Source organism: Pseudofrankia sp. EUN1h (genome assembly GCF_001854645.1).
Lineage (GTDB): Bacteria > Actinomycetota > Actinomycetes > Frankiales > Frankiaceae > Pseudofrankia > Pseudofrankia saprophytica.
On the sequence record NZ_MBLN01000052.1, the window covers coordinates 85578 to 106556 of the forward strand.

The following is a 20979-nucleotide window of genomic DNA, read 5'->3' on the forward strand; positions in this document are numbered from 1 at the left end:
TGGCTAGCCCCAAGGCTTGGCCAACCTGGGCTCAGCAGCCCAGGCCCGGCCGGCCATGGCCCCTTCCGGCCGGGTGATCGGCGATAGCATGCGGCGGTGCCCGAGCCGGTGGTGGTCGCGATCGACCAGGGGACGACCGGCACGACGGTCTGCGTCCTCGACCGGGACGCCCACGTCGTGGGCCGGGCGCACGCCGAGGTCGCCGTGTCCTACCCGCGCCCGGGCTGGGTCGAGCAGGACCCGGAGAAGCTCTGGCGCGGCGTCGTCGACACCGTGGCGGCCGCGCTCACGGCGGCCGGGCGCCGCGCCGCCGACATCGCGGCCGTCGGCATCACCAACCAGCGCGAGACCGCCGTCCTGTGGGACCGGCGGACCGGTCAACCCGTCCACCCGGCGATCGTCTGGCAGGACCGGCGGACCGCCGCCGCCTGCGAACGGCTCGCCGCCGACGGGCACGGCCCGGCCGTCGCCGAGCGCACCGGCCTGGTGCTCGATCCCTACTTCTCCGGCACCAAGATCGCCTGGATCCTGGACTCCGACCCGGAGCTGCGCCGCCGCGCCGGGCGCGGCGAGCTGGCCTTCGGCACCGTCGACACGTGGCTTGCCTGGCGGCTCACCGGCGGGCGGACGCACGTCACCGACGTCACCAACGCCTCCCGCACGATGCTGCTCGACCTGGCGTCGGCCAGCTGGTCGGTGCCGATGGCCGAGCTGCTCGATATCCCGATGGAGCTGCTCGCCGAGGTGCGTCCCAGCTCCGAGGTGTACGCCGAGACCGACCCGGCCGCGTTCCTGGGGGTGGCGGTGCCGGTCGCCGCGGCGATCGGCGACCAGCAGGCCGCGCTGTTCGCGCAGGCCTGCGTCCAGGTGGGGCAGGCCAAGAACACCTACGGGACCGGCTCGTTCGTCCTGCTCAACACCGGCCCGACGCCGCCGCCCCCGAGCGCGCGGGGCGCGCTGCTGCGCACCGTCGCTTTCCAGCTGGCCGGCGAGCCGGTGCACTACGCGTTCGAGGGGGCCGTACTCGCGACCGGCGCCGCGGTGCAGTGGCTGCGCGACGGGCTGGGCGTGATCGGCTCGGCGGCCGAGACGGCCGAGCTCGCCGCGTCCCTGACCGGCAACGACGGCGTCTACTTCGTCCCGGCGCTGGCCGGCCTCGGCGCGCCGCACTGGGACGCCCGGGCGCGCGGCACCCTCGTCGGGCTCACCCGCGGCACGGGCCGGGCGCACCTGGCCCGCGCGGTGCTGGAGTCGATCGCCTACCGCACCCGGGACATCGCCGCGGCGATGGGGGCCGCCGGCACGCCCGTCACCGAGCTGCGCGCCGACGGCGGCGCGGCCGCCAACCCGTGGCTCATGCAGTTCCAGGCCGACATCCTCGGCGTCCCGGTCGACGTGCCGGACAACCTGGAGACCACCGCGCTCGGCTCCGGCTACCTCGCCGGCCTCGCGACCGGCTTCTTCCCCGACCGCGCCGCCCTCGCCGCGCTGCGCCGCACCGCCGTCCGCTACGAGCCACGGCTGGCCGCCACCGAGCGCGACCGCCTCTACGCCGACTGGCTGCGCGCCCTCGACCGCTCCCTGGACTGGTCTCGCGACTGACGGATCGACCAGACGGGCCCCGCCGGGGCCAGCCGTCGGCGGGCGGCCACGAAGGCCGCCCGGACGGGCCATCACCGTTTCGCATCGATCAGGGTGACCTTTCCCGACATATCGGATATTTGGCGCGCAGGGCAACGAACAGACCACACAATCGGGCTGGCGAATCCCGGCGAATCTACTGTCTGCGAAACCGAACCATGACAGTCTGTCACGGGGGCGGTTGGCGCTCCCGTTCGCCCCCTGTCCCCCGGACGGAGACCGTGACCGACACGGACTACGCCGTCGAGCTCGGCCGGCGCCTGCGCGCGGTCCGTAACCGGCGTGGCATGTCGCTACTCGACGTGCAGGAGATCACCGCCGGCCGATGGACCGCCGGCACCCTCGGCGCCTACGAGCGCGGCAGCCGAGTCATGCGGGTGCACCGGCTCGTCGAGCTCGCCGAGCTGTACGACGTGCCCGCGACCCTGCTCGTCCCACCGACCACCGACCACCGCGAGACCGACGGCCTGCCGCCGCTGGTGATCGACCTGCGCCGGCTGCGCAAGCTGCCGCCGACCCGCACCGGCCCGCTGCGGCGCTGGATCGCGATCGTGCAGGTGCTGCGCTCGGAGAACGCCCGCGACGTGCTCCGGCTGCGCCGCTCCGACCTGACGTCGCTCTCGCGCCTCTACTCGACCACCCCCGAGCTGCTCTACGAGCGGCTCGTCGCCTGGGGCGCGCTCGTCGACCCGGGCACCGAGACATCGGCCGGCGCCGGTGACGGACGACGCCGGCCGGGCGTCGGCGTGGACCGGCCACGGGCAGGCGGCCCCTCGGCGCCCCCTCGGCAGGGGCCGCGCCGCTGACCCCCGGCCCGTGCCCCGCGCGGGCCGGGGGCCAGCCGGCGGATCATGCGCAAGGGTGCCGGCGGGGGCACCGTAGGATCGGCGCGTGGGCGAGATCCTGGCTGTCGAAGTCGTCGACCTCGTCAAGTCGTACGGGCGGGCCCGCGCGGTGGACGGCCTGTCGTTCGAGGTGCCGGCCGGGAGGGTGACCGCCCTGCTCGGGCCGAACGGCGCGGGCAAGACGACGACGGTCGAGATCTGCGAGGGGTTCCGGCGCGCCGACACCGGCACGGTCCGGGTCCTCGGCGCCGACCCGCGGGACGCCCGGCTGCGCCCCCGGGTCGGGGTGATGCTCCAGGCCGGCGGGATGTACCCGGGTGCCCGGGCCGACGAGATGCTGCGGCTCGTCGCCGCGCACCACGCCCATCCGCTCGACCCGGACGCGCTGCTCGCCAGGGTGGGCCTGGTCGGGGCCCCGGCCCGCACACCGTTCCGGCGGCTGTCCGGCGGCCAGAAGCAGCTGCTCTCGCTGGCGATGGCCGTGGTCGGGCGACCCGAGCTGGTGTTCCTCGACGAGCCGACGGCGGGCCTCGACGTGCGAGCCCGCCATGACACCTGGGACCTGGTCGAACAGCTGCGCGCCGCCGGGGTGACGGTCGTCCTCACCACGCACGCGATGGACGAGGCGGAGAAGCTCGCCGACCAGGTCGTGATCATCAATCGCGGTCGGGTGGTCGCGGCCGGCGCCCCGGTCGAGCTGAAGGGCGGCGGCGCCGACGGCGAGCTGCGGTTCCGCGCGCCGGGCCGGCTCGACCTCGACCAGCTGCTCACCGCGCTGCCGGTCGGCTCGCGCGCCGTCGAGCGCGCCGGCGGGCACTACATCGTCAGTGGCACCGTCGACGCCGCGTTCGTCGCCGCGGTCATGGCCTGGTGCGCGAACAACGGCGTGCCGGCGACCGACGTGCGCGTCGAGCAGCGCAGCCTGGAGGACGTCTTCGTGGACCTGACCGGCTCGGAGCTGACCCCGTGAGCGCGGCCGACCCGGTGGGAACCCTGGCCCCGGCCGAGGCGCCAGCCCCCGTCCGCGCCCCGCTGGACCTGCGGCCCGCGCCCGGCGCCGCCCGGTGGCCCCGGATGCTCGGCGCGCAGACCCGGATGGAGCTGACCCTCAACCTGCGCCACGGCGAGTCCGTGCTGCTCACCCTGATCATCCCGATCGGGCTGCTGCTGTTCTTCTCCGCCGTCGACGTCCTGCCGTCCGACGGCCGTGACTCGGTCGACTTCCTGGTGCCCGGGGTACTCGCCCTCGCGGTGATGTCAGCCGCATTCACCGGGCAGGCGATCTCCACCGGGTTCGAACGCCGCTACGGCGTGCTCAAACGGCTCGGCGCGACCCCGCTGCCCCGCTGGGTGCTGCTCGCCGGCAAGACACTCGCGGTACTCGCGATCGAGGTCCTGCAGGTGGTGCTGCTCGTCGCGGTCGGGCTCGCGCTCGGCTGGGAGCCGCGGCTGCCCGGGACCGCCGCCGGCATCGGCTGGCTGGCGGTGCTGCTGGTCCTCGGCACGACCGCGTTCAGCGGCCTGGGCCTGCTCATGGCGGGCACGCTGCGCGCCGAGGCGACCCTGGCCGCGGCCAACGGCGTCTACCTGCTGCTGCTGCTCGTCGGCGGGGTGGTGTTCCCGCTGTCGGAGCTGCCAGGCTGGCTGCGCGCCCTGGCCGAGGGCCTGCCGACGGCGGCCCTGTCCGAGGGCGTAAGGGCCGTGCTGGCCGACGCCGCGTYCCCGGGGGCGGGGCCGATCATCGTCCTGGTGTGCTGGGCTGTCGCCTCCGTGGCACTGGCGGCGCGCACCTTCCGCTGGGAATGACCGCCCCGGCCGGGTGTCCCGCCTGGGCCGGGTGTCCCGCGACCGAGACGTAGGATGGCCGCGATGTCTTCTACAGCCCGTCGAAGCAATCCGGTGGCGACCCTCTGGGACCGGCTGCCGGTGGTGAGCCCGAGGGTGTTCCGGGTCCTCACGCTGATCAGCCTGGTGTTCCTCGGGCTGATCGTGGTCACCGGCGGCGCGGTCCGGCTGACCGGCTCGGGGCTCGGCTGCCCGACCTGGCCGCAGTGCGGCGACGGCTCGTTCACGCCGCACAGCCAGTACGCGCTGCACGGGGCGGTCGAGTTCGGCAACCGCATGGTCAGCATCCTGATGGGCGTGTTCATGCTGGTCACGCCGCTGGCGGCGCTGCGGTTGGCGGACCGGCGGCGGCGGCGCGACCTGGTGTGGCTGTCGCTCGGGCTGTGGGCCGGCTTCGTCGGTCAGGCCGTGCTCGGCGGGATCACCGTGCTCACCGACCTGCACCCGGCGACCGTCGCCGCGCACTTCCTGCTCTCGATGCTGCTGCTCGTCGACGGCGTGGTGCTCTACCGCCGGGCGAGGCAGGGCGCGGGCCCCGTCACCGTCTCCGTCCGCCGCGAGCTGCTCTGGCTCGCCCGGGTCCTGGTCATCGTGGCCGCTGGGGTTCTCGTCCTCGGGACCGTCGTCACCGGCACCGGGCCGCACAGCGGCGACGACGAGAAGGCCAAGCGGTTCGGCTTCGACATCGTCAACGTCGCGCAGCTGCACGCGGACAGCGCGATGCTGGTCACCGGCCTCGCCGTCGCGATGGTCTTCGCCGTCCGGATCGCGCGGGCCTCCCCGGAGGCCCGCCGCTGGGCCGACGTGCTGGTGGTGACGATCGTCGCCCAGGCCGCCGTCGGCTTCACCCAGTACTTCCTCGGCATCCCCGCCGGCCTGGTCGCCCTCCACGTAGCCGGCGCCACCCTGATGTGGATCGCTGCCCTCCGCCTCTGGCTGGCCCTCCCCGACCGGCCGGCACTCCCCCAGGCCCCGGAGTTGGACGCCCAGGCCGTCGCTGACGCTCCGGATGATGACGATGAGGCCAGGCTTCAGCCGGCCGCGCCGGTCACGACAGGCGCATAGGCACGGCAGGTGCACAGGCACTACAGGCGCACAGGCACTACAGACCCATAGGCACGGCAGGCGCACAGGGCCGACGGTTCGACTTGCTCCGACTCGGGAGAGCACTCCTGGTGCAGGTAAGCCGCAGCTATGTCTCGACGTTCACGGCTGCCCGCTCGCGCTCCAGGCGGCCGGCGAACTCTCTGAGCAGCTGACTGGCGCCGATCCCCGGCCTACAGCCGAGCTCCGATCCCAGCCTCAGCCTCAGCCTGACGAATCCTTGGGCACTCTCGGACCCGCGATGGTCCCGCCGCCTAGACCAGCGGGCTGACGGCCACCGCGAGGAAGAGGATGGTCAGGTACGTGATGCTGTAGTGGAACAGGCGCATCGGGCGGGCGGGCTCGCCGCGGGCCACCCGGCGGACGAGCCGGTGGGCCTCCAGCAGGAACCAGGCGCCGACGACGACCGCGACGGCCAGGTAGACCAGCCCCGCGTCGGCGACCGGGTACAGCACGAGCGACGTCGCGACCATCACGTACGAGTAGATCAGGATCTTGCGGGCGACCTCGCGCAGCGGCGCCACGACCGGCAGCATCGGCACGCCGGCCGCCGCGTAGTCGTCCTTGAACTTGATGGCCAGCGCCCAGAAGTGCGGCGGCGTCCAGAAGAACACGACGCCGAACAGCACGACCGCGCCCCACCCGACCGTGCCGGTCACCGCGGACCAGCCGATGAGCACCGGGAAGCAGCCGGCCGCGCCGCCGATGACGATGTTCGACGGGGTCCGCCGCTTCAGCCCCAGCGTGTAGACGAACACGTAGAAGGCGATCGCGCCGTCGGCGAGCAGCGCCGACGGCCAGTTGACCAGCAGCCCGAACAGCAGCGTGGACACGACGCCGAGCACGATGCCGAACCACAGCGCCTCGACCGGGGTGACGGTCGCCCTGACCAGCGGGCGGCGCTTGGTCCGTGCCATGAGCTCGTCGATGTCGCGGTCGACGTAGCAGTTGATGGTGTTCGCGCTGCCGGCGGAGAGCGTGCCGGCCACCAGTGTCACCGCGATCAGCCACAGCGACGGCAGGCCACGGTCCGCGAGGATCATCACCGGGATCGTGGTGATGAGCAGCAGCTCGATGATGCGCGGCTTGGTGAGCGCGATGTACGCCCGCGCCTTGGCCAGAGCGAACGCAAGGCGGCCGGTCGCGCCGGCCGGTACCTGGGAGCCGGCGGTCGCCGTACCCGGTGCGGCGGTGACGGGCTCCGAAATGGTCGACATGTCGGCTACCTCGACGGCGTCCGCGATCGCCGGCGTCTGGGTGGAAGCTGTGGTCACGGTGCCCGTCTGGCCACCCGCGGCGGTTGCCCGATGGACGCCGGAACCGGCCACGCGCGGGCGCGGCACGGGCTGCCGGCGGCGCAGGGCTGCCAGGGTGGACAGAGCGACCTCGCGTTCTCACCCCAGGAGCGGGGCGGCACCGTTTGCGCCCGCCTGGGCGGGTCGAGTTCTACGTCGCGTCGGAGTCTAACCGCCCGCGGGACGCGCGGGCATGCCGGCCGGGCGGCCGACGTTCTCCGCAAGGCGAGCAACCGTTGCCCGAGCGGTGAGATCTCCAGCTGTTCATGTGGGCACCCTGTTCACGAGCGTGACCTCGGCGGGCACACTAGGCCACAGGAGGTCCGCGCACCCGGGCCCGAAACGGCTGGAGGACGTGGCCAGGGCCACGGGCCGGCCGTGGGGGCGACCGTCCAAACCGGCGGCGGTTGCGCGGATGAGCTATGCATCACCGGGTAGGGAGCCGCTGTGCACGGCGTCTCCGCTGAGAGGATCTACCGACCATGACCAACCCGCTCTCCGACCTCTCCGCCGCCGGAGTGGCGGTCTGGCTGGACGACATCAGCCGTGACCGGCTTCTCAGCGGCAACCTCGCCGACCTGGCCAGCACTCACAGCGTCGTCGGCGTCACCACTAACCCGAGCATCTTCCAAAAGGCGATCACGTCCAGCAAGGCGTATGCCGAGCAGCTGCACGACCTCGCCGTCCGCGGCGTCGACGTGGGCGAGGCCATTCGCCTCATCACCACCGCCGACGTGCGGTCCGCCTGCGACATCCTGYGTCCCGCCTACGACGCCAGCGGAGGCGTCGACGGGCGGGTGTCCATCGAGGTCGACCCGCGCCTGGCGCACCTGACCGAACGGACCCTGGCCGAGGCCCGTTCGCTGTGGTGGATGGTCGACCGGCCGAACCTGTTCATCAAGATCCCGGCCACCGTGGAGGGCCTGCCGGCGATCACGGCCACGCTGGCGGCCGGGATCAGTGTCAACGTCACACTGATCTTCGGGCTGGACCGCTACGACGCGGTGATGGACGCCTTCATGAGCGGCGTCGAGCAGGCGATCGCGAACGGTGTCGACGTCTCGGATCTGCAGTCGGTCGCCTCCTTCTTCGTCAGCCGCGTCGACTCCGAGGTCGACAAGCGGCTCGAGAAGATCGGYACCCCGGAGGCGAAGGCGCTGCGCGCCAAGGCGGCCATCGCCAATGCCCGGCTGGCCTACGAGCGCTACGAGAAGGCGTTCGGCACCGAGCGGTGGGCGGCGCTCGCCGCCGCCGGCGCGAGCCCACAGCGGCCGTTGTGGGCGTCGACATCGACGAAGGACCCCACGCTGCCGGACACCCTCTACGTGCGCGAGCTGATCGCGCCGGGGACCGTGAACACGATGCCGGAGGCGACGCTGCTGGCGTTCGGCGACCACGGCGACGTGCCCGGCGAGACGATCCGGCCGCTCTACGCCGACGCGCACGCGACGATGGCGGCCCTCGGAGGCGTCGGGGTCGACGTGGACGACGTGGTCGAGGTCCTCGAGCGGGAGGGCGTCTCCAAGTTCGAGGACTCCTGGAACCAGCTGCTCGACGCGGTCCGCGGGCAGCTCGAGGCGCACTGACCGGCCGCCGCCGGGCCGGCGAGGGCGACCCGCCGGCCCGGCCGGACCGGTCGAAGCACCCACGGCCGAAGCACACAGAGCCGAAGCACACAGCGTCAAAGCGCACAGAGCCGAAGCACACAGAGCCGCCAGACCCAGGCAACCTACTCAGCCAGCACAGACAGGGGGAATCGCAGGTGGCGCCCACGGCAGGTGGCAACCCGCTGCGCGATCCGCGAGACCGTCGGCTGCCCCGGCTTCCCGACGCCAGTGCCCTCGTGGTGTTCGGCGTCACCGGGGACCTCTCTCGCAAGAAGCTCATCCCGGCGGTGTACGACCTGGCCAACCGCGGCCTGCTGCCGCCCGGGTTCGTGCTGCTCGGCTTCGCCCGCCGGGACTGGGAGGGCCACGAGCCGTTCATCGAGTTCGCCAGGGAGTCCGCGGAGAAGGGCGCCCGCACGCCGTTCCGGGAGGAGACCTGGGACCGGCTGGCGTCGTCGATCAGGTTCGTGCGCGGCTCGTTCGACGACGACGCTGGCTTCGACCGGCTTGCCGAGGAGCTGAGAAGCCTCGAGAGCAGCCACGGCATCTTCGGCAACGCGGCGTTCTACCTGTCGATCCCGCCGTCGGCGTTCCCGGTGGTGCTCAAGCAGATGGAGCGCACCGGTCTGGCCGACGAGGCGAAGGCTGGCGGCTGGCGGCGCGTCGTGGTGGAGAAGCCGTTCGGGCACGACCTGAAGTCCGCCCGTGAGCTGAACTCGCTCGTCGACGAGGTCTTCGGCAAGGCCGACGTGTTCCGGATCGACCACTACCTGGGCAAGGAGACCGTCCAGAACCTGTTCGCGCTGCGGTTCGCGAACACGCTGTTCGAGCCGATCTGGAACTCCCAGTTCGTCGACTCGGTGCAGATCACGATGGCCGAGGACGTCGGCATCGGCACCCGCGCCGGCTTCTATGACGAGACCGGCGCCGCCCGCGACGTGCTGCAGAACCACCTGCTCCAGCTGCTGGCGCTCACCGCGATGGAGGAGCCGGTCAGCTTCGGCGCGGAGACGATCCGCACCGAGAAGATCAAGACTCTGCGCGCGGTGTCGCTGCCGACCGACCTGGCCCACTACGCGATCCGTGGCCAGTACGAGCAGGGCTGGCTCGCCGGCGAACGGGGGCGCAGCTACCTCGACGAGGAGAACATCCCGCCCACGTCGACGACCGAGACCTATGCGGCGGTGAAGCTGGGCATCGAGACCCGCCGCTGGGCCGGCGTCCCGTTCTACCTGCGCACCGGCAAGCGGCTGCCCCGCCGGGTCACCGAGATCGCGATCAGCTTCAAGCAGGCGCCGCACCTGCCCTTCGACGCGACCGACACCACCGAGCTCGGCCACAACCAGCTGGTCGTCCGGGTACAGCCGGACGAGGGCGTGACGCTGAAGTACGGCTCCAAGGTGCCGGGAACCGCGATGGAGGTCCGCGACGTCGCGATGGAGTTCCTGTTCGGCGAGGCGTTCACCGAGGCGCTGCCGGAGGCCTACGAGCGGCTGATCCTCGACGTCCTGCTCGGCGACGCGATGCTGTTCCCGGACAACGCCGAAGTCGAGGAGTCGTGGCGGATCATCGACCCGCTCGAGGAGTTCTGGTCCGGGACCAAGCCGTTCCCGTACCGGTCCGGCAGCTGGGGACCGGCCGCGGCCGACGAGATGCTCGCCCGCGACGGCCGCCGCTGGCGCCGGCCCTGACATGGTTCGCTCCGTCCGGGCTGTGTCTCTGGTTCGCTCCGTCCGGGCGCGGCGCTCCGGCCCCGTACTCGCTTCGCTCCCACGGGACCTCCGCGCCGCGTCCTCCTCCGCGAACGGGCGCTCCGGCGACCTCCGCTGCGGCCCAACCCCATCGCTTCGCTCGGGGCCGGGCCTCCGCGGAGGCACGCCTACGCGCCAGCTCGGTCGCGTCTCGTGTGAACGGAACAATCACCATGAACTCTGCGGGGGCACATCGCTGAGCTCGTGGCCGCGCCTCCGCGTGCACCGTCAGCCCGCCCTCCTCGTCACAAGGAGCTCACTGTGACCACTCTCTGGGATACGACCGGGTCGGCGGTGGTCAAGGCGCTGTCGGCGGAGCGGCGGGCGGCGGGGGCGCTCGCCTTCGGGCTCGCGCTCACGCTCGTCGTGGTCGTCGACGAGAAGAACGTCGCGGCCGCCGAGAGCGCGGCCACGGCCGCCGCGGCCGCGCACCCGTGCCGGCTGCTGATCGTGGTGCGCCGCCAGATCGACGCGCCGCACCCGCGGCTGGACGCCGAGGTCTCGATCGGCGGGCGGCTCGGCCCCGGCGAGGCGATCGTGATGCGGATGTACGGCCGGCTGGCGCTGCACGCCGAGTCGGTGGTGCTGCCGCTGCTGGCCTCTGACGCGCCGGTGGTCACCTGGTGGCAGGACGAGCCGCCGACGCGGATCGCGTTCGACCCGCTCGGGGTGTTCGCCGACCGGCGGGTGACCGACTGCGACCGGGCGCCCGACCCGCTGGCCGCGCTGCGGCTGCGCGCGGCCGACTTCGAGCCGGGCGACACCGATCTCGCCTGGACGAGGATCTCCGGCTGGCGCACGCTGCTCGCCGCCGCGTTCGACGGACGCTCCGACCGTCCGCGCTCGGCCCACATCGACGCCGAACCGACCGACCCGAGCGCCCAGCTGTTCGCCGGGTGGCTGCGGGCGAAGCTCGGGGTGCCGGTCGACGTGGCGGGCACCGGGAAGCGCGGGATCCAGGCCGTCCGGGTGGCCGTCGACGACGGTGAGGTCGCGGTGGCCCGCGCCGACACCCGCTCGGGCACCATCACCAGGCCCGGGGTGCCGGCGCGCCGGCTGCCGCTGCGCCAGCTCGACGTCGGCGACCTGCTCGCCGAGGAGCTGCGCCGCCTCGACCACGACGTCATCTACGCGGAGGCGCTGTCCGCCTGGAGCGGCATCCCCGATCTGGCCAGGCGCTCGGGACACCGCGAGCACATCTGGCAGGACCCGATGGAGTCACCGCCCGCCGTCGCGGCGGCGGCGGCACCCGCGGCCGGAGCCGACAGCGGGCCGGTGGCGGGAGGCGGCAGCTGATGGAGCTGATCGTGCACCCGGACGCCGGCCTGCTCGCGAAGGCCGCGGCCGCCCGGCTCATCACCGCGCTCGTCGACGCGCAGTCTCAGCGCGGCGAGGCCTCGATGGTGCTGACCGGCGGTGGCATCGGCATCGCGCTGCTGCGCGCCGTCCGCACGAGTCCGGCGCTGGACGCGGTCAACTGGTCGAAGGTGGACGTCTGGTGGGGAGACGAGCGGTTCGTGCCCGCCGACTCCCGGGACCGCAACTCCAGCCAGGCCCGCGAGGCGCTGCTCGACCATGTGCCCGTCGACGAGAAGCGGGTGTTCGAGGCGGGTGCCCTCGCCCCGGCGGGCGGGTCCGTGGGCGTGGCTGGTGGCTACGCGAAGCCAGAGCAGGCCGCCGCCGACTACGCGGCGGCGCTCGCCGCCCGCGCGCCGGCGGGCACGGCCGTGCCGGCGTTCGACGTGCTGCTGCTCGGCATCGGCCCCGAGGGCCACGTCGCGTCGATCTTCCCGCACTCCCCCGCCGCGGCCGCGACGGAGCCGGTCGTCGCCGTCCGCGACTGCCCCAAGCCACCGCCCAACCGGGTCTCGTTCACCTTCTCGACCATCCAGGCCGCCAGGCAGGTGTGGGTGATCGCCGCCGGCGAGGAGAAGGCGGACGCCGTGGCCACGGCCGTCACGGGCGCCGATCCGCTGGACCTGCCCGCGGCCGGCGCTCGTGGCCTGGAACGCACCCTCTGGCTCGTCGACCGCGCGGCCGCCTCCCGTTCCAGCCTGAGCACCTGAGGCCGGTTCTCGCCGGCGCGGCGCCGATGGCGTCGAGTCCCCGTGACGGTGAAATCCCGTTGCGGGCCCTAGGGGTGTGACCCAGACTTGATCTCGTGTTGGTGACCTTCTCGCCTGACGAGACGCGCAGCGGTGGGTCGGTCGCATCGATCATCCGGCCAGACGGGGTGGTCCTGCGGCTCACGTCCTACGACCGGAAGTACTCCGTGCCGCACGACCTGGCGCATTTCGTCGCCGAACGCGAGTTCCGCATGGCCCGGGGCTTCTGGGGCAGCGTCGCGTCCGGGGTCATGTTCGCCAGCATGCGAGTGGTTGCCGGTCGTCCTCGTCATGACGCGGAGCGGCGGTCCCGGGCGATCCTCGCCGCGAACCAGCGGCACCTCATGCTGGCCGAGGTGGTGGCCGGCGTCGTGCACCGGGCGGTCGACGAGGTGGACCAGGGCGTCGAGGCCGCGCTGACCGCCGCCTGGGGCAGCGTCGGTACCGGCGCGCCGCCGTTCGACCCGGCCGGCGGGCCGGCGGCCGCGCGGCGGCTGCGGGAGCTGCGCGACCAGTGGCGGGAGCTCCCGCCGGGCGGCGAGCTGGCGTTGACGTGGGATGTCCCGGCCCAGGCGGCTCCCGGTGTTCCTCAGTCCCGGCACCGCGCCGCCGTCCGCGCGGACGGTGGCCGCCGGGGCGGCGGCCACCGCTGACACCACCGAGCCTCCGGATCCGCGCTATCCCCGGGTAAGCGTGGCCAGGCCGGCGGAGGTGACGACCGTGGGGTCGTAGTAATAGCCGAGCGTCCCGTCACCGTTCAGGGTGAGCCTGACTCGGAAGACGCCGATGCAGACCATGTTGTTCTGCGTCAGGATCTCCTGGACGTCCATCTGGGCCACGCCCGCCTCCCGCAGCACGAGGTCCGCGACACAGCCCTCGGACGACCGCGACGTGCCGACGGTCTGGCCGATGACACCGCCCCGCAGGTCCAGCGTCACCTCGAAACGGATCGGGGGCAGGGTGAAGGTCGAACCGTCCGGCGCCACGCCGGACGTGTCCACGCCCTGGGTGACGGTGCCGTGCCAGCGGCCGAGCATGCCCACCGGCACGACGCCAGCGCCGTTGGCGCCGCCGGTTGCGGCAATGCCCCCGCTGCCACCGGTGCCGGCGGTCGCCGCGGCTCCCGTACCGGCCGCGGTGGCGCCGGCTGGGCCCGACGCCGCCGCGGACGTCACGCCGCCGGAGGGCGCCGTCCCGGCCCGCGTGGACGAGGGCGGCGAAGGGCCGGTTCCGCCACGCGCCGCCCCGATTCCCCAGGCGGCCAGCCCCAGAAGCAGGAGAACGGCGACCACCGCGGCCACGCCGGGCGGCACGGGCAGCGGCAACGGGCGGTGAAGGCCCGCACGGCCGCCGCCGCCGCCGTCTTCGCCAGGCCCACCGGCCGCCGGGTCCAGCTGGCCCAACGGCACTGGTGCGGCACTCGACGCCCCCGGCCGCCCCAACCGCGGAGGCGTCGTCGTCGGCGGCTCGGGTGCGGGCGGCTTGGATCCGGGCGGCTCGGGCGCCCGCCCGTGGGGAGACCGCTCTGCCAGCGGACCGTCGGGTAGCGGCGGCCGGTCGGGCGGCGACGCGTGGAGAACCGGTACGCCCGCCGGAGGGGAGATGGGTCCTGGTCCATCKGGAGACGGCGGGAGCTGCGCCGCAGGCCTGGCGTCGTTGGTGAGGAGGCGCAGGGCGCGGGTAAGCAGGGCGGCGGCGCCGTCGGCGCGCAGCCGAGCCCCGGGGTCCTTGGTGAGCAGACCGGCGATCACCGGGGCGAGCGGGCCGACGTCGCGGGCCGGCTCCGGCTGGTGGTTCAGGACGGCGTGCAGCGAGGCGAGCAGGGAGTCCCGATGAAACGGGGCCAGGCCGTCCGCCGCGTAGAACAGGGTCGCGCCGAGGGCGAACAGGTCGGCGGTGAGCGTCGCCGGGCCGCCGCGCAGCCGCTCGGGCGCCATGTAGGCGGGCGTGCCGCTGGGCAGGCCGGCGCCGACGGGCTGGTGGGTCAGGGTCGGGTCTGCGGCCGAGGCCGCGATCCCGAAGTCGGTGAGCAGCACCCGGCCGTCGTGCGCGAGCAGGATGTTGGACGGTTTGACGTCGCGGTGGACCACGCCGAGCCGCTGCCCGGCGACGAGCGCGTCCAGCACGGCGAGCCCGATCCGCGCGACCTCGGCGAGGGGGCACGGCCCGTCCCGCGCGACCGCCTCCTGCAGCGAGCGGGCGGCGACGGCCTCCATGACGATCCACGGCGCGCCGTCGTCGACGACGGCGTCGTGGACGGTGACCACGTGCGGGTTCGCCCGCAGCTGGGCGGCGCTGCGGGCCTCCTGCAACGCCTGCGCCACCCAGGTGGCGGTCGAGGCCACCCAGCCGTCCGCGCTCCCGCCGTCCGCGCCCTGCGCGCCGTTCCCGCCGGCGCCGTCGTGGGCGCCCCCGCCAGGCCCACCGGCGCCACCAGCCACGCCGGGGCCGGCGAACGCGAACGGCGGCCGGATCTCCTTGACCGCGACGTCCACATGCAGCAGCTCGTCACGCGCGAGCCACACGGCCCCCATCGCGCCGACGCCGATGAGATCCGCCAGCCGGTACCGCCCGGCGATCAGCCGCCCGATGGCCCCCGTCGGCCCGGCCGGCAGAGCGACCTCCGCCGGCCCGACGGGCTCGACAGGCTCGACGTGCCCGGCAGTGGCCTCGGTCCCCATCCGCCCGCCGATCCGCTCGCACGCAACGCACGGGCCGTGGCCCAGGTTGAGCGAAGCGTAACGGGTCAGACTGGCCGGTTCCGGAACAACGCCAAATCCTGGCGTCGGCGGCGGCGGGTGCCCGGCGCCGGCGCCGGCGTCACTCCAGGGGAGCGGTCAGGACGAGGTGGGGGACCCCCGAAGCTTGGCGAGGGCCTCCGCGAGGATCGCCTCCCCGTCCTTCTCGTTACGCCGTTCCCGGACGTAGGCGAGATGGGTCTTGTACGGCTCGATCTTGGGCGGCGCGGGGGTGTTGTCCCGGTCACGACCCGCCGGGTAGCCGCAGCTCGGGCAGTCCCACTGGTCTGGGATCGCGGCTTCCGCGGCGAACGACGGCCGCGTCTCGTGCTGGTTCGCGCACCAGAAGGACACCCGCTGCCGAGCGGCCGTCTCTCCCCGCTCGGCCTCTCCCATCGGTCCCGCCCCGACCCGGCTCCCCCGGATGGCGTTGCCACCTGCCACGGCCCGCGTACTCCTTCTCCTCAGTTCCAGCCAGGTCAGCGCCGGCAAGGTCAGCCAGCGCCAGCCAGGCCGCTTTCGGCGCCAGCCAACGAGCCGGCGCCAGCCACATCAGACCTCGGACCAGGTATAACCCGGTTCGCTCTGGGGCGAGTGTAGGACGCGGGTGCCACCACGTGACGCACCGGGGGATTCCAGACCCCATGGGCCGTCCGCGGACGCCCGGGAAGCCGCTATGCCGGCCCCAGGGAGACGCCGGCCGGGTCGCCGGTGCCGAGCGACGGGACCGGGGTGAACGCCAGCACCGAGGAGCTGTGGAACCGCGGCTCGGCGACCACGGCGAGCGGGATGACGGCGACGTCGCGCAGCACCGTCGCCTCCAGGTCCGCCCACGCCCCGGCGCGCAGCGTCTCGGTCGTGGCGCGCAGGGCCACACCCATCGTCGCGACGACGTCCCTGGTGTCGTAGCCGCCGTCCACGGCTCGCTGGCCGACCCAGTTCGGGTCGAGCAACGGCTGGAACACGGTTCGCCCCGCGTCCCCGAACCACAGCGGGGTGATGGTCGTCAGTGCCAGGTCCCAGCTCTGCGCCAGCGGGCTGACCGCCGCCGTCGCGAAGTCCGCCGCCGAGCGCGCCTGGACGTCCAGCTTCACGCCCACCTTCGCGAACGTCTCGACCAGGGCCGAGGCGACGACCGCGTCGGGCCGGCTGTCGGAGGTGAGCAACGTCAGCGTGCTCACCGGCCCGCCCGGAGCGTTCGCGAGCCCCTGCCCGCACCGGGTGGCGTCGCCGGCGCCGGACGGGGTCGGGAACGGGTCCAGCGGGCTGTAGCCGGTCATCGTCGACTGCAGCAGCTGCGTCGCGGCCGTGGCGAACGGCGGACCGCCGAGCGCCTTGACGACCGCGATCCGGTCGATGCACGTCGCGAGCGTCTCCCGGACGGCCAGGTCGTCGAGGGCCGCGGCCGCGGGCCCGTGCTGGGCGACTGCGAGCAACATGGTCGATCCGGTGGTCGGTACCGACAGCCGCGGGTCACCCGCCGCCAGCAGGGCCGCGGCGCGGTCCAGCGGGACGGCGGCGTCCAGGGCCATGTCCGCCTTGCCCGCCTCGATCTCCGCCTGCGCGGTCGCCGCGTCCACCCCGGTGCGGATCTCGATGTGGTCCGGCAGGGCTCGGCGGACGAAGTCGATCGAGGCGTTCCACTCCGGGTTGCGGGACAGCAGGTACGTGCCGCTGGTCCTGGAGGTGATCCGGTACGGCCCGTCGGAGACCAGGTTCGCCAGGTAGTCGGGCGAGTTCGGCAGGTAGTCCAGCGCCTCGTAGGGCACCGGTGCCGACGCCGGCAGCGCGAGCACGTCGACGAAGTCGTTGACGGGCTCCGTCAGGTGGAACGCGATGTCGGTGTCGTTGATCACCTGGATGCCGGCGGGTGACTGGGTCTCGATGAAGTCCCTGACCTGGTCGATCGGCTTCGTGAACAGCGCGGTGCAGTAGTCGTTGAACCCGACGACGGTCGCCGAGAAGTAGCCGCGCAGCGGCGACGGGGTCGGCGGCGCGCACAGCCGCTTGATCCCACGGGCGACGTCGGACGCGGTGATCCGGCGCGGAACCGGGGTGTCCCAGCGGGCCGACGAACGCAGCCGCACCCGGATCACCTGGCGGTTGTCGCTGACCTGCGGCGCACCGGCGGCGAGGTCCGGGCGTGGGACGACGGAGTTGTCGACGTCCGAGTCGGCGGGGTAGGCGTACAGCGTGCGGCTCACCAGCCGGGTGAAAACCCGGTCGGCGGTCGTGGCGGCCCAGCCGGGGTCGCCGGTGGGCATGGCGGACGTCACCAGGCGCAGGGTGCCGCCTGGTTTGTCGGTCGGCTGGGCGGCGGTGGACGGGCTCACCGAGGCCGTCGGAACGGGGCCGTTCGACGAGCCGCCGCAGCCCGCGAGCACGGCGGCGACGGCGAGTAACGCCGCAAGCACGGGGACAGGGTGAAGGGCCGACCGGCGCCTCGCGCGGCCGGCGGCGCGGCGCGGGCTCAACTCTTCAGCAGCAGGCCGAGCCCGATGATCGCGATGATCCATATCGTCCCGACGGCGATCGTCAGCCGGTCGAGGTTCTTCTCGACCACCGACGAGCCGCCGAGCGACGACGAGACACCACCGCCGAACAGCGTCGACAGGCCGCCGCCCTTCGCCCGGTGCAGCAGCACCAGCATCACGAGGATGACACTCGTGATGATCACGACGATGGACAGCCCGATTGCCATCTAGACCAGCTCCCGCTCCTCGGGGAAGTGGCAGGCGACCTGGTGGCCCGGCTGGATCTCCACCAGAGGTGGCTCCACGGTCCTGCACACCTCCTCGGCCTTCCAGCAACGTGGGTTGAACCGGCACGCGGCGGGCGGGTTGAGCGGGGTTGGTGGGTCGCCCCGCAGCAGGATCCGCTCCCGCCGGTGTTGCTTCGCCGGGTCCGGCACCGGGACGGCCGACAGGAGGGCGTGGGTGTACGGGTGCAACGGATGCTCGTACATACCGACCCGATCGGCCATCTCGACGATCGTGCCAAGGTACATCACGGCGACCCGGTCACTGATGTGGCGCACCACCGAGAGGTCGTGGGCGATGAACATGTACGTCAGCCCGAGCTCGGACTGCAGGTCACCGAGCAGGTTGACGACCTGGGCGCGCACCGAGACGTCGAGCGCGGAGACCGGCTCGTCGGCGATCACGAGCTTGGGATTGGTCGCGAGCGCCCTGGCGATGCCGATGCGCTGGCGTTGGCCACCGGAGAACTCGTGCGGGTAGCGGTTGAGGTGCTCGGGAGAAAGGCCGACGAGCTCGAGCAGTTCCCGGACGCGAGCCCTGAGGGCATCCCCCGACAGGTCACCGATGATCTTCAGCGGCGCGGCGACGATCGACCCGACGGTGTGCCGCGGGTTCAGCGACGTGTACGGGTCCTGGAAGATCATCTGAATGTCCCGCCGCAGCGGCCGCATCGCGCGGGCGGACAGGTGGGTGATGTCCCGCCCGTCGAACTCGACCGTGCCGCCGGTCGGCTCCAGCAGCCGGGCGATCGCCCGGCCGGTGGTGCTCTTGCCGCTGCCGCTCTCTCCCACCAGCCCCAGCGTCTCGCCGCGGTGGATCGCGAAGTTCAGCCCGTCGACGGCGCGCACCGCGCCGATCTTGCGCGCGATCAGCGCGCCCTGGGTGACCGGGAAGTGCACCTGCAGGTCGGTGACCCGCAGCAGTGCTTCCGCCTCGGGCGTCTCGGCCGGCCGGCCGGGCTTGGTCAGCACGGCCGGCTGGCCGGGCTCCGGCTTCGACGTGGACGGAGCGTCCGCCCCGGTCTCAGCCGCTCCCGCGGCGCCGGGCTTCGTCACCTCGTGGCTGTTCACAGGCTCGGTGCCACCTCCTCACGGAAGATCCGGACACGGGCTTCGACCGGCAGGTGACAGGCCACCCGGTGGCCGGGCGCGACCGTCTCCAGCGTAGGCCGCTCGGTGCGCGTCGCCGGGCCGGCGAGGTTGGCGTACTGGCAGCGAGGGTGGAACGGGCAGCCGTCCGGCACGGCGATGAGGCTCGGCGGGTTGCCCGGCACGGCGCGCAGCCTCTCGGCGCRGGTCCGGTCGAGCCGGGTGATCGACGAGAGCAGGCCCCAGGTGTAGGGGTGCTGCGGCGCGCTGAAGATCTCCTGGACCGATCCATGCTCGACGGCGTTGCCGGCGTACATCACCAGCACCTCGTCGGCGATCTCGGCGACCACGCCGAGGTCGTGGGTGATGATGACGATCGCCGAGTTGAACTCCTTCTGCAGGTCGTTCAGCAGGTCGAGGATCTGGGCCTGGACCGTGACGTCGAGCGCCGTCGTCGGCTCGTCCGCGATGAGCAGCGAGGGGTCACAGGACAGCGCCATCGCGATCATGGCTCGCTGGCGCATGCCGCCGGAGAACTCGTGTGGGTAGCTGTCGACCCGGCGGGCCGCGGACGGGATGCCGACCCGGTCCAGCAGCTCGATCGCCCGCTTCTTCGCCACCTTCTTGGACACGTCGTGGTGCACCCGGTAGGCCTCGATGATCTGGTCACCGATCTTGAAGTACGGGTGCATGGCCGACAGCGGATCCTGAAAGATCATGGCCATCTCCCGGCCACGCAGCGAGCGGACCCGCTCCGGCGACGAGGTGACGAGGTTCTCGCCGCCAACCCAGATCTCGCCGTCCACCGTGGTACGCCGGCCGCGCTGCAGGCCCATGACGGCGAGGCTCGCCGCGCTCTTGCCCGAGCCGGACTCGCCGACGATGCCGAGGGTCCTGCCGCGCTCGAGGCTGAACGACAGCCCGTTGACGGCGCGCACGTCGCCGTCGTCCGTGCGAAACGTCACCCGCAGGTCGCGCACGTCGAGATACGGCCGGTCCCCCTTCACGAGAGCGGCGCCCGCGGCGCCCGCGGCATCCGATGACTCGGGCCGCGTGGTCATCGCTGCCTCCTCGTCCTGTCGTGGCTTGCTCGCGCGGTCTCTGGCACCTGGGAAGCGGTCATGTCGGGCGCACCCGGGGGTCGACTACGGCGTAGAACACGTCGACGAGGATGTTGGCCAGGACCACGAAGCCCGCCGCGAAGATCGTGACCCCGAGAATGGTCGGCAGGTCCCCGGTCGAGATGGCCTCGATGGACGTCTTTCCGAGCCCACGGAAGCCGAATGTGCTCTCCGTCAGCACCGCGCCGCCGAGCAGCGAGCCCAGGTCGAGGCCGAAGATGGTGACGACAGGGGTCAGCGCGGCCCGCAGCGCGTGCTTGCCGACGACCGTGCGCTCCGGAAGGCCCTTGGCCCGGGCGGTGCGGATGTAGTCCTCACCGAGCACGTCGAGCATGCTCGCCCGGGTCAGCCGGGCGTACATCGCGGAGTACAGGAAGGCGAGCACGATCCAGGCGGGCAGCAGGTTGCGCGCCCAGAGCAGGGGGTTGTCCAGGAACGCCACATAGTGGATGTTCGGGAAGATCCGCCACTGGTAGCTGACCAGCAGCAGCAGGACGAGACCGGTGAAGTAGACCGGGAGCGAGACGGCGCCGAGCGCGACGGTCATCGCCGCCCGGTCGAGGACCGAGCCGCGGCGCAGCGCCGACAGGATGCCGATCCCGACGCCGAAGAGCAGGAACAGCACCGCGGCGCCGAACGCCAGCGAGACGGTGATCGGCAGCGCCCGGGTGATCTCGGTCCAGACCGGTTCGCTGTTCTTGAACGAGTACCCGAAGCAGGGCGGCGGGCACCAGGTCTTGTCCGGCCCGGCGTCGAAGTGCCGGCCGATGAAGATTCCCTTGAGGAAGTGCCAGTACTGGACCACCAGCGGCTGGTCCAGGCCCAGCTTCTTCGTGACGCCGGCGATGGCCGCCTCGCTCGGCGAACGGCCGGCGAAAAGGACCGCGGGGTTCGAGCCCAGGGTCCTCGGTACCAGGAAGAACAGCAGGAACGTGATGACGCTGATGAGCCAAAGGATCACGATCCCGCCAAGCACCCGGCGGATCACGAATCCAGCCATCTCTGGTGGCCTCCGCTTCTGTCAGCGTCTCGGTGGGTCTTGGTTCGGTGGGTCTTGGGTTGCCAGCTCCTGGGTTGCCG

General features: G+C 72.9%; 18 protein-coding genes. 10 read left to right on the forward strand and 8 right to left on the reverse strand.

Features of this window, described 5'->3' with window-relative positions; genetic code table 11:
• Positions 1 to 96: 96 nt before the first annotated feature.
• The 5 genes from glpK (at position 97) to BCD49_RS17505 (ending at position 5396) form a co-directional block, all read left to right on the forward strand.
• The gene (gene glpK, locus BCD49_RS17485) at positions 97 to 1602 is read left to right on the forward strand and encodes a glycerol kinase GlpK (protein WP_106410590.1); all 1506 of its coding nucleotides are present in this window, start codon (positions 97 to 99) and stop codon (positions 1600 to 1602) included.
• Positions 1603 to 1862: 260 nt separating this feature from the next.
• Complete coding sequence (locus tag BCD49_RS17490; protein WP_007514643.1) at positions 1863 to 2447, forward strand: helix-turn-helix domain-containing protein; 585 nt, start codon at positions 1863 to 1865, stop codon at positions 2445 to 2447.
• Between the two features lie 85 nt (positions 2448 to 2532).
• Positions 2533 to 3456 (forward strand): ABC transporter ATP-binding protein, encoded by a 924-nt coding sequence (locus BCD49_RS17495; RefSeq protein ID WP_007514641.1) that lies wholly within the window; start codon positions 2533 to 2535, stop codon positions 3454 to 3456.
• Positions 3453 to 4292, forward strand: a complete 840-nt coding sequence (locus BCD49_RS17500) for an ABC transporter permease (RefSeq protein ID WP_083401523.1) — start codon at positions 3453 to 3455, stop codon at positions 4290 to 4292. The genes BCD49_RS17495 and BCD49_RS17500 overlap by 4 nt, the downstream gene beginning before the upstream one ends.
• 63 nt (positions 4293 to 4355) lie before the next feature.
• Complete coding sequence (locus BCD49_RS17505; RefSeq protein WP_007514637.1) at positions 4356 to 5396, forward strand: COX15/CtaA family protein; 1041 nt, start codon at positions 4356 to 4358, stop codon at positions 5394 to 5396.
• Between the two features lie 293 nt (positions 5397 to 5689).
• Here the strand turns inward: BCD49_RS17505 and BCD49_RS17510 are convergent, their stop codons facing one another.
• Entirely contained in the window at positions 5690 to 6652 is a 963-nt protein-coding gene (locus tag BCD49_RS17510; RefSeq protein ID WP_007514635.1) for a heme o synthase, read from the reverse strand.
• A 560-nt stretch (positions 6653 to 7212) separates the two neighbouring features.
• Between BCD49_RS17510 and tal the strand changes: the two genes are divergently transcribed.
• From tal to BCD49_RS17535, 5 genes are all read left to right on the forward strand, one after another.
• Positions 7213 to 8316, forward strand: a complete 1104-nt coding sequence (gene tal, locus BCD49_RS17515; RefSeq protein ID WP_071041686.1) for a transaldolase — start codon at positions 7213 to 7215, stop codon at positions 8314 to 8316.
• 176 nt (positions 8317 to 8492) lie between these two features.
• Positions 8493 to 10028: a glucose-6-phosphate dehydrogenase gene (zwf, locus tag BCD49_RS17520; RefSeq protein ID WP_007514632.1), complete on the forward strand. Its 1536-nt coding sequence runs from the start codon at positions 8493 to 8495 to the stop codon at positions 10026 to 10028.
• Between the two features lie 321 nt (positions 10029 to 10349).
• Positions 10350 to 11384, forward strand: a complete 1035-nt coding sequence (locus BCD49_RS17525; protein WP_071041687.1) for a glucose-6-phosphate dehydrogenase assembly protein OpcA — start codon at positions 10350 to 10352, stop codon at positions 11382 to 11384.
• A complete protein-coding gene (gene pgl / locus BCD49_RS17530; RefSeq protein WP_007514628.1) occupies positions 11384 to 12154 on the forward strand; it encodes a 6-phosphogluconolactonase in 771 nt (256 codons plus the stop codon). The genes BCD49_RS17525 and pgl overlap by 1 nt, the downstream gene beginning before the upstream one ends.
• Positions 12155 to 12255: 101 nt before the next feature.
• Entirely contained in the window at positions 12256 to 12846 is a 591-nt protein-coding gene (locus BCD49_RS17535; protein WP_157845320.1) for a hypothetical protein, read from the forward strand.
• Positions 12847 to 12870: 24 nt separating this feature from the next.
• Here BCD49_RS17535 and BCD49_RS17540 read toward each other — a convergent pair whose 3' ends face one another.
• The 7 genes from BCD49_RS17540 to BCD49_RS17570 all read right to left on the reverse strand — a co-directional run bounded on the left by BCD49_RS17540 (position 12871) and on the right by BCD49_RS17570 (position 20899).
• A complete protein-coding gene (locus BCD49_RS17540) occupies positions 12871 to 14874 on the reverse strand; it encodes a serine/threonine-protein kinase (RefSeq protein WP_007514624.1) in 2004 nt (667 codons plus the stop codon).
• 156 nt (positions 14875 to 15030) lie between these two features.
• Positions 15031 to 15375: an RNA polymerase-binding protein RbpA gene (locus tag BCD49_RS17545; RefSeq protein ID WP_007514622.1), complete on the reverse strand. Its 345-nt coding sequence runs from the start codon at positions 15373 to 15375 to the stop codon at positions 15031 to 15033.
• A gap of 230 nt (positions 15376 to 15605) precedes the next feature.
• Entirely contained in the window at positions 15606 to 17345 is a 1740-nt protein-coding gene (locus tag BCD49_RS17550) for an ABC transporter substrate-binding protein (protein ID WP_007514620.1), read from the reverse strand.
• 56 nt (positions 17346 to 17401) lie between these two features.
• A complete protein-coding gene (gene secG / locus BCD49_RS17555) occupies positions 17402 to 17632 on the reverse strand; it encodes a preprotein translocase subunit SecG (RefSeq protein ID WP_007514618.1) in 231 nt (76 codons plus the stop codon).
• Complete coding sequence (locus BCD49_RS17560; protein ID WP_007514616.1) at positions 17633 to 18760, reverse strand: ABC transporter ATP-binding protein; 1128 nt, start codon at positions 18758 to 18760, stop codon at positions 17633 to 17635.
• Positions 18757 to 19839, reverse strand: coding sequence for an ABC transporter ATP-binding protein (locus tag BCD49_RS17565; RefSeq protein WP_071041688.1), 1083 nt, complete (start codon positions 19837 to 19839; stop codon positions 18757 to 18759). Before BCD49_RS17565 ends, BCD49_RS17560 begins: the two co-directional genes overlap by 4 nt.
• Positions 19840 to 19897: 58 nt before the next feature.
• Positions 19898 to 20899 carry an ABC transporter permease gene (locus BCD49_RS17570; RefSeq protein WP_007514612.1) on the reverse strand — a complete coding sequence of 334 codons (1002 nt, stop codon included), beginning with the start codon at positions 20897 to 20899 and terminating at the stop codon, positions 19898 to 19900.
• Between the last annotated feature and the right edge of the window lie 80 nt (positions 20900 to 20979).

Coding starts and splice junctions, on each gene's coding strand:
- BCD49_RS17505 (WP_007514637.1), top strand. CDS start 4,356: ATGTCTTCTACAGCCCGTCGAAGCAATCCGGTGGCGACCCTCTGGGAC.
- BCD49_RS17510 (WP_007514635.1), bottom strand. CDS start 6,652: ATGTCGACCATTTCGGAGCCCGTCACCGCCGCACCGGGTACGGCGACC.
- pgl (WP_007514628.1), top strand. CDS start 11,384: ATGGAGCTGATCGTGCACCCGGACGCCGGCCTGCTCGCGAAGGCCGCG.
- secG (WP_007514618.1), bottom strand. CDS start 17,632: ATGGCAATCGGGCTGTCCATCGTCGTGATCATCACGAGTGTCATCCTC.
- BCD49_RS17570 (WP_007514612.1), bottom strand. CDS start 20,899: ATGGCTGGATTCGTGATCCGCCGGGTGCTTGGCGGGATCGTGATCCTT.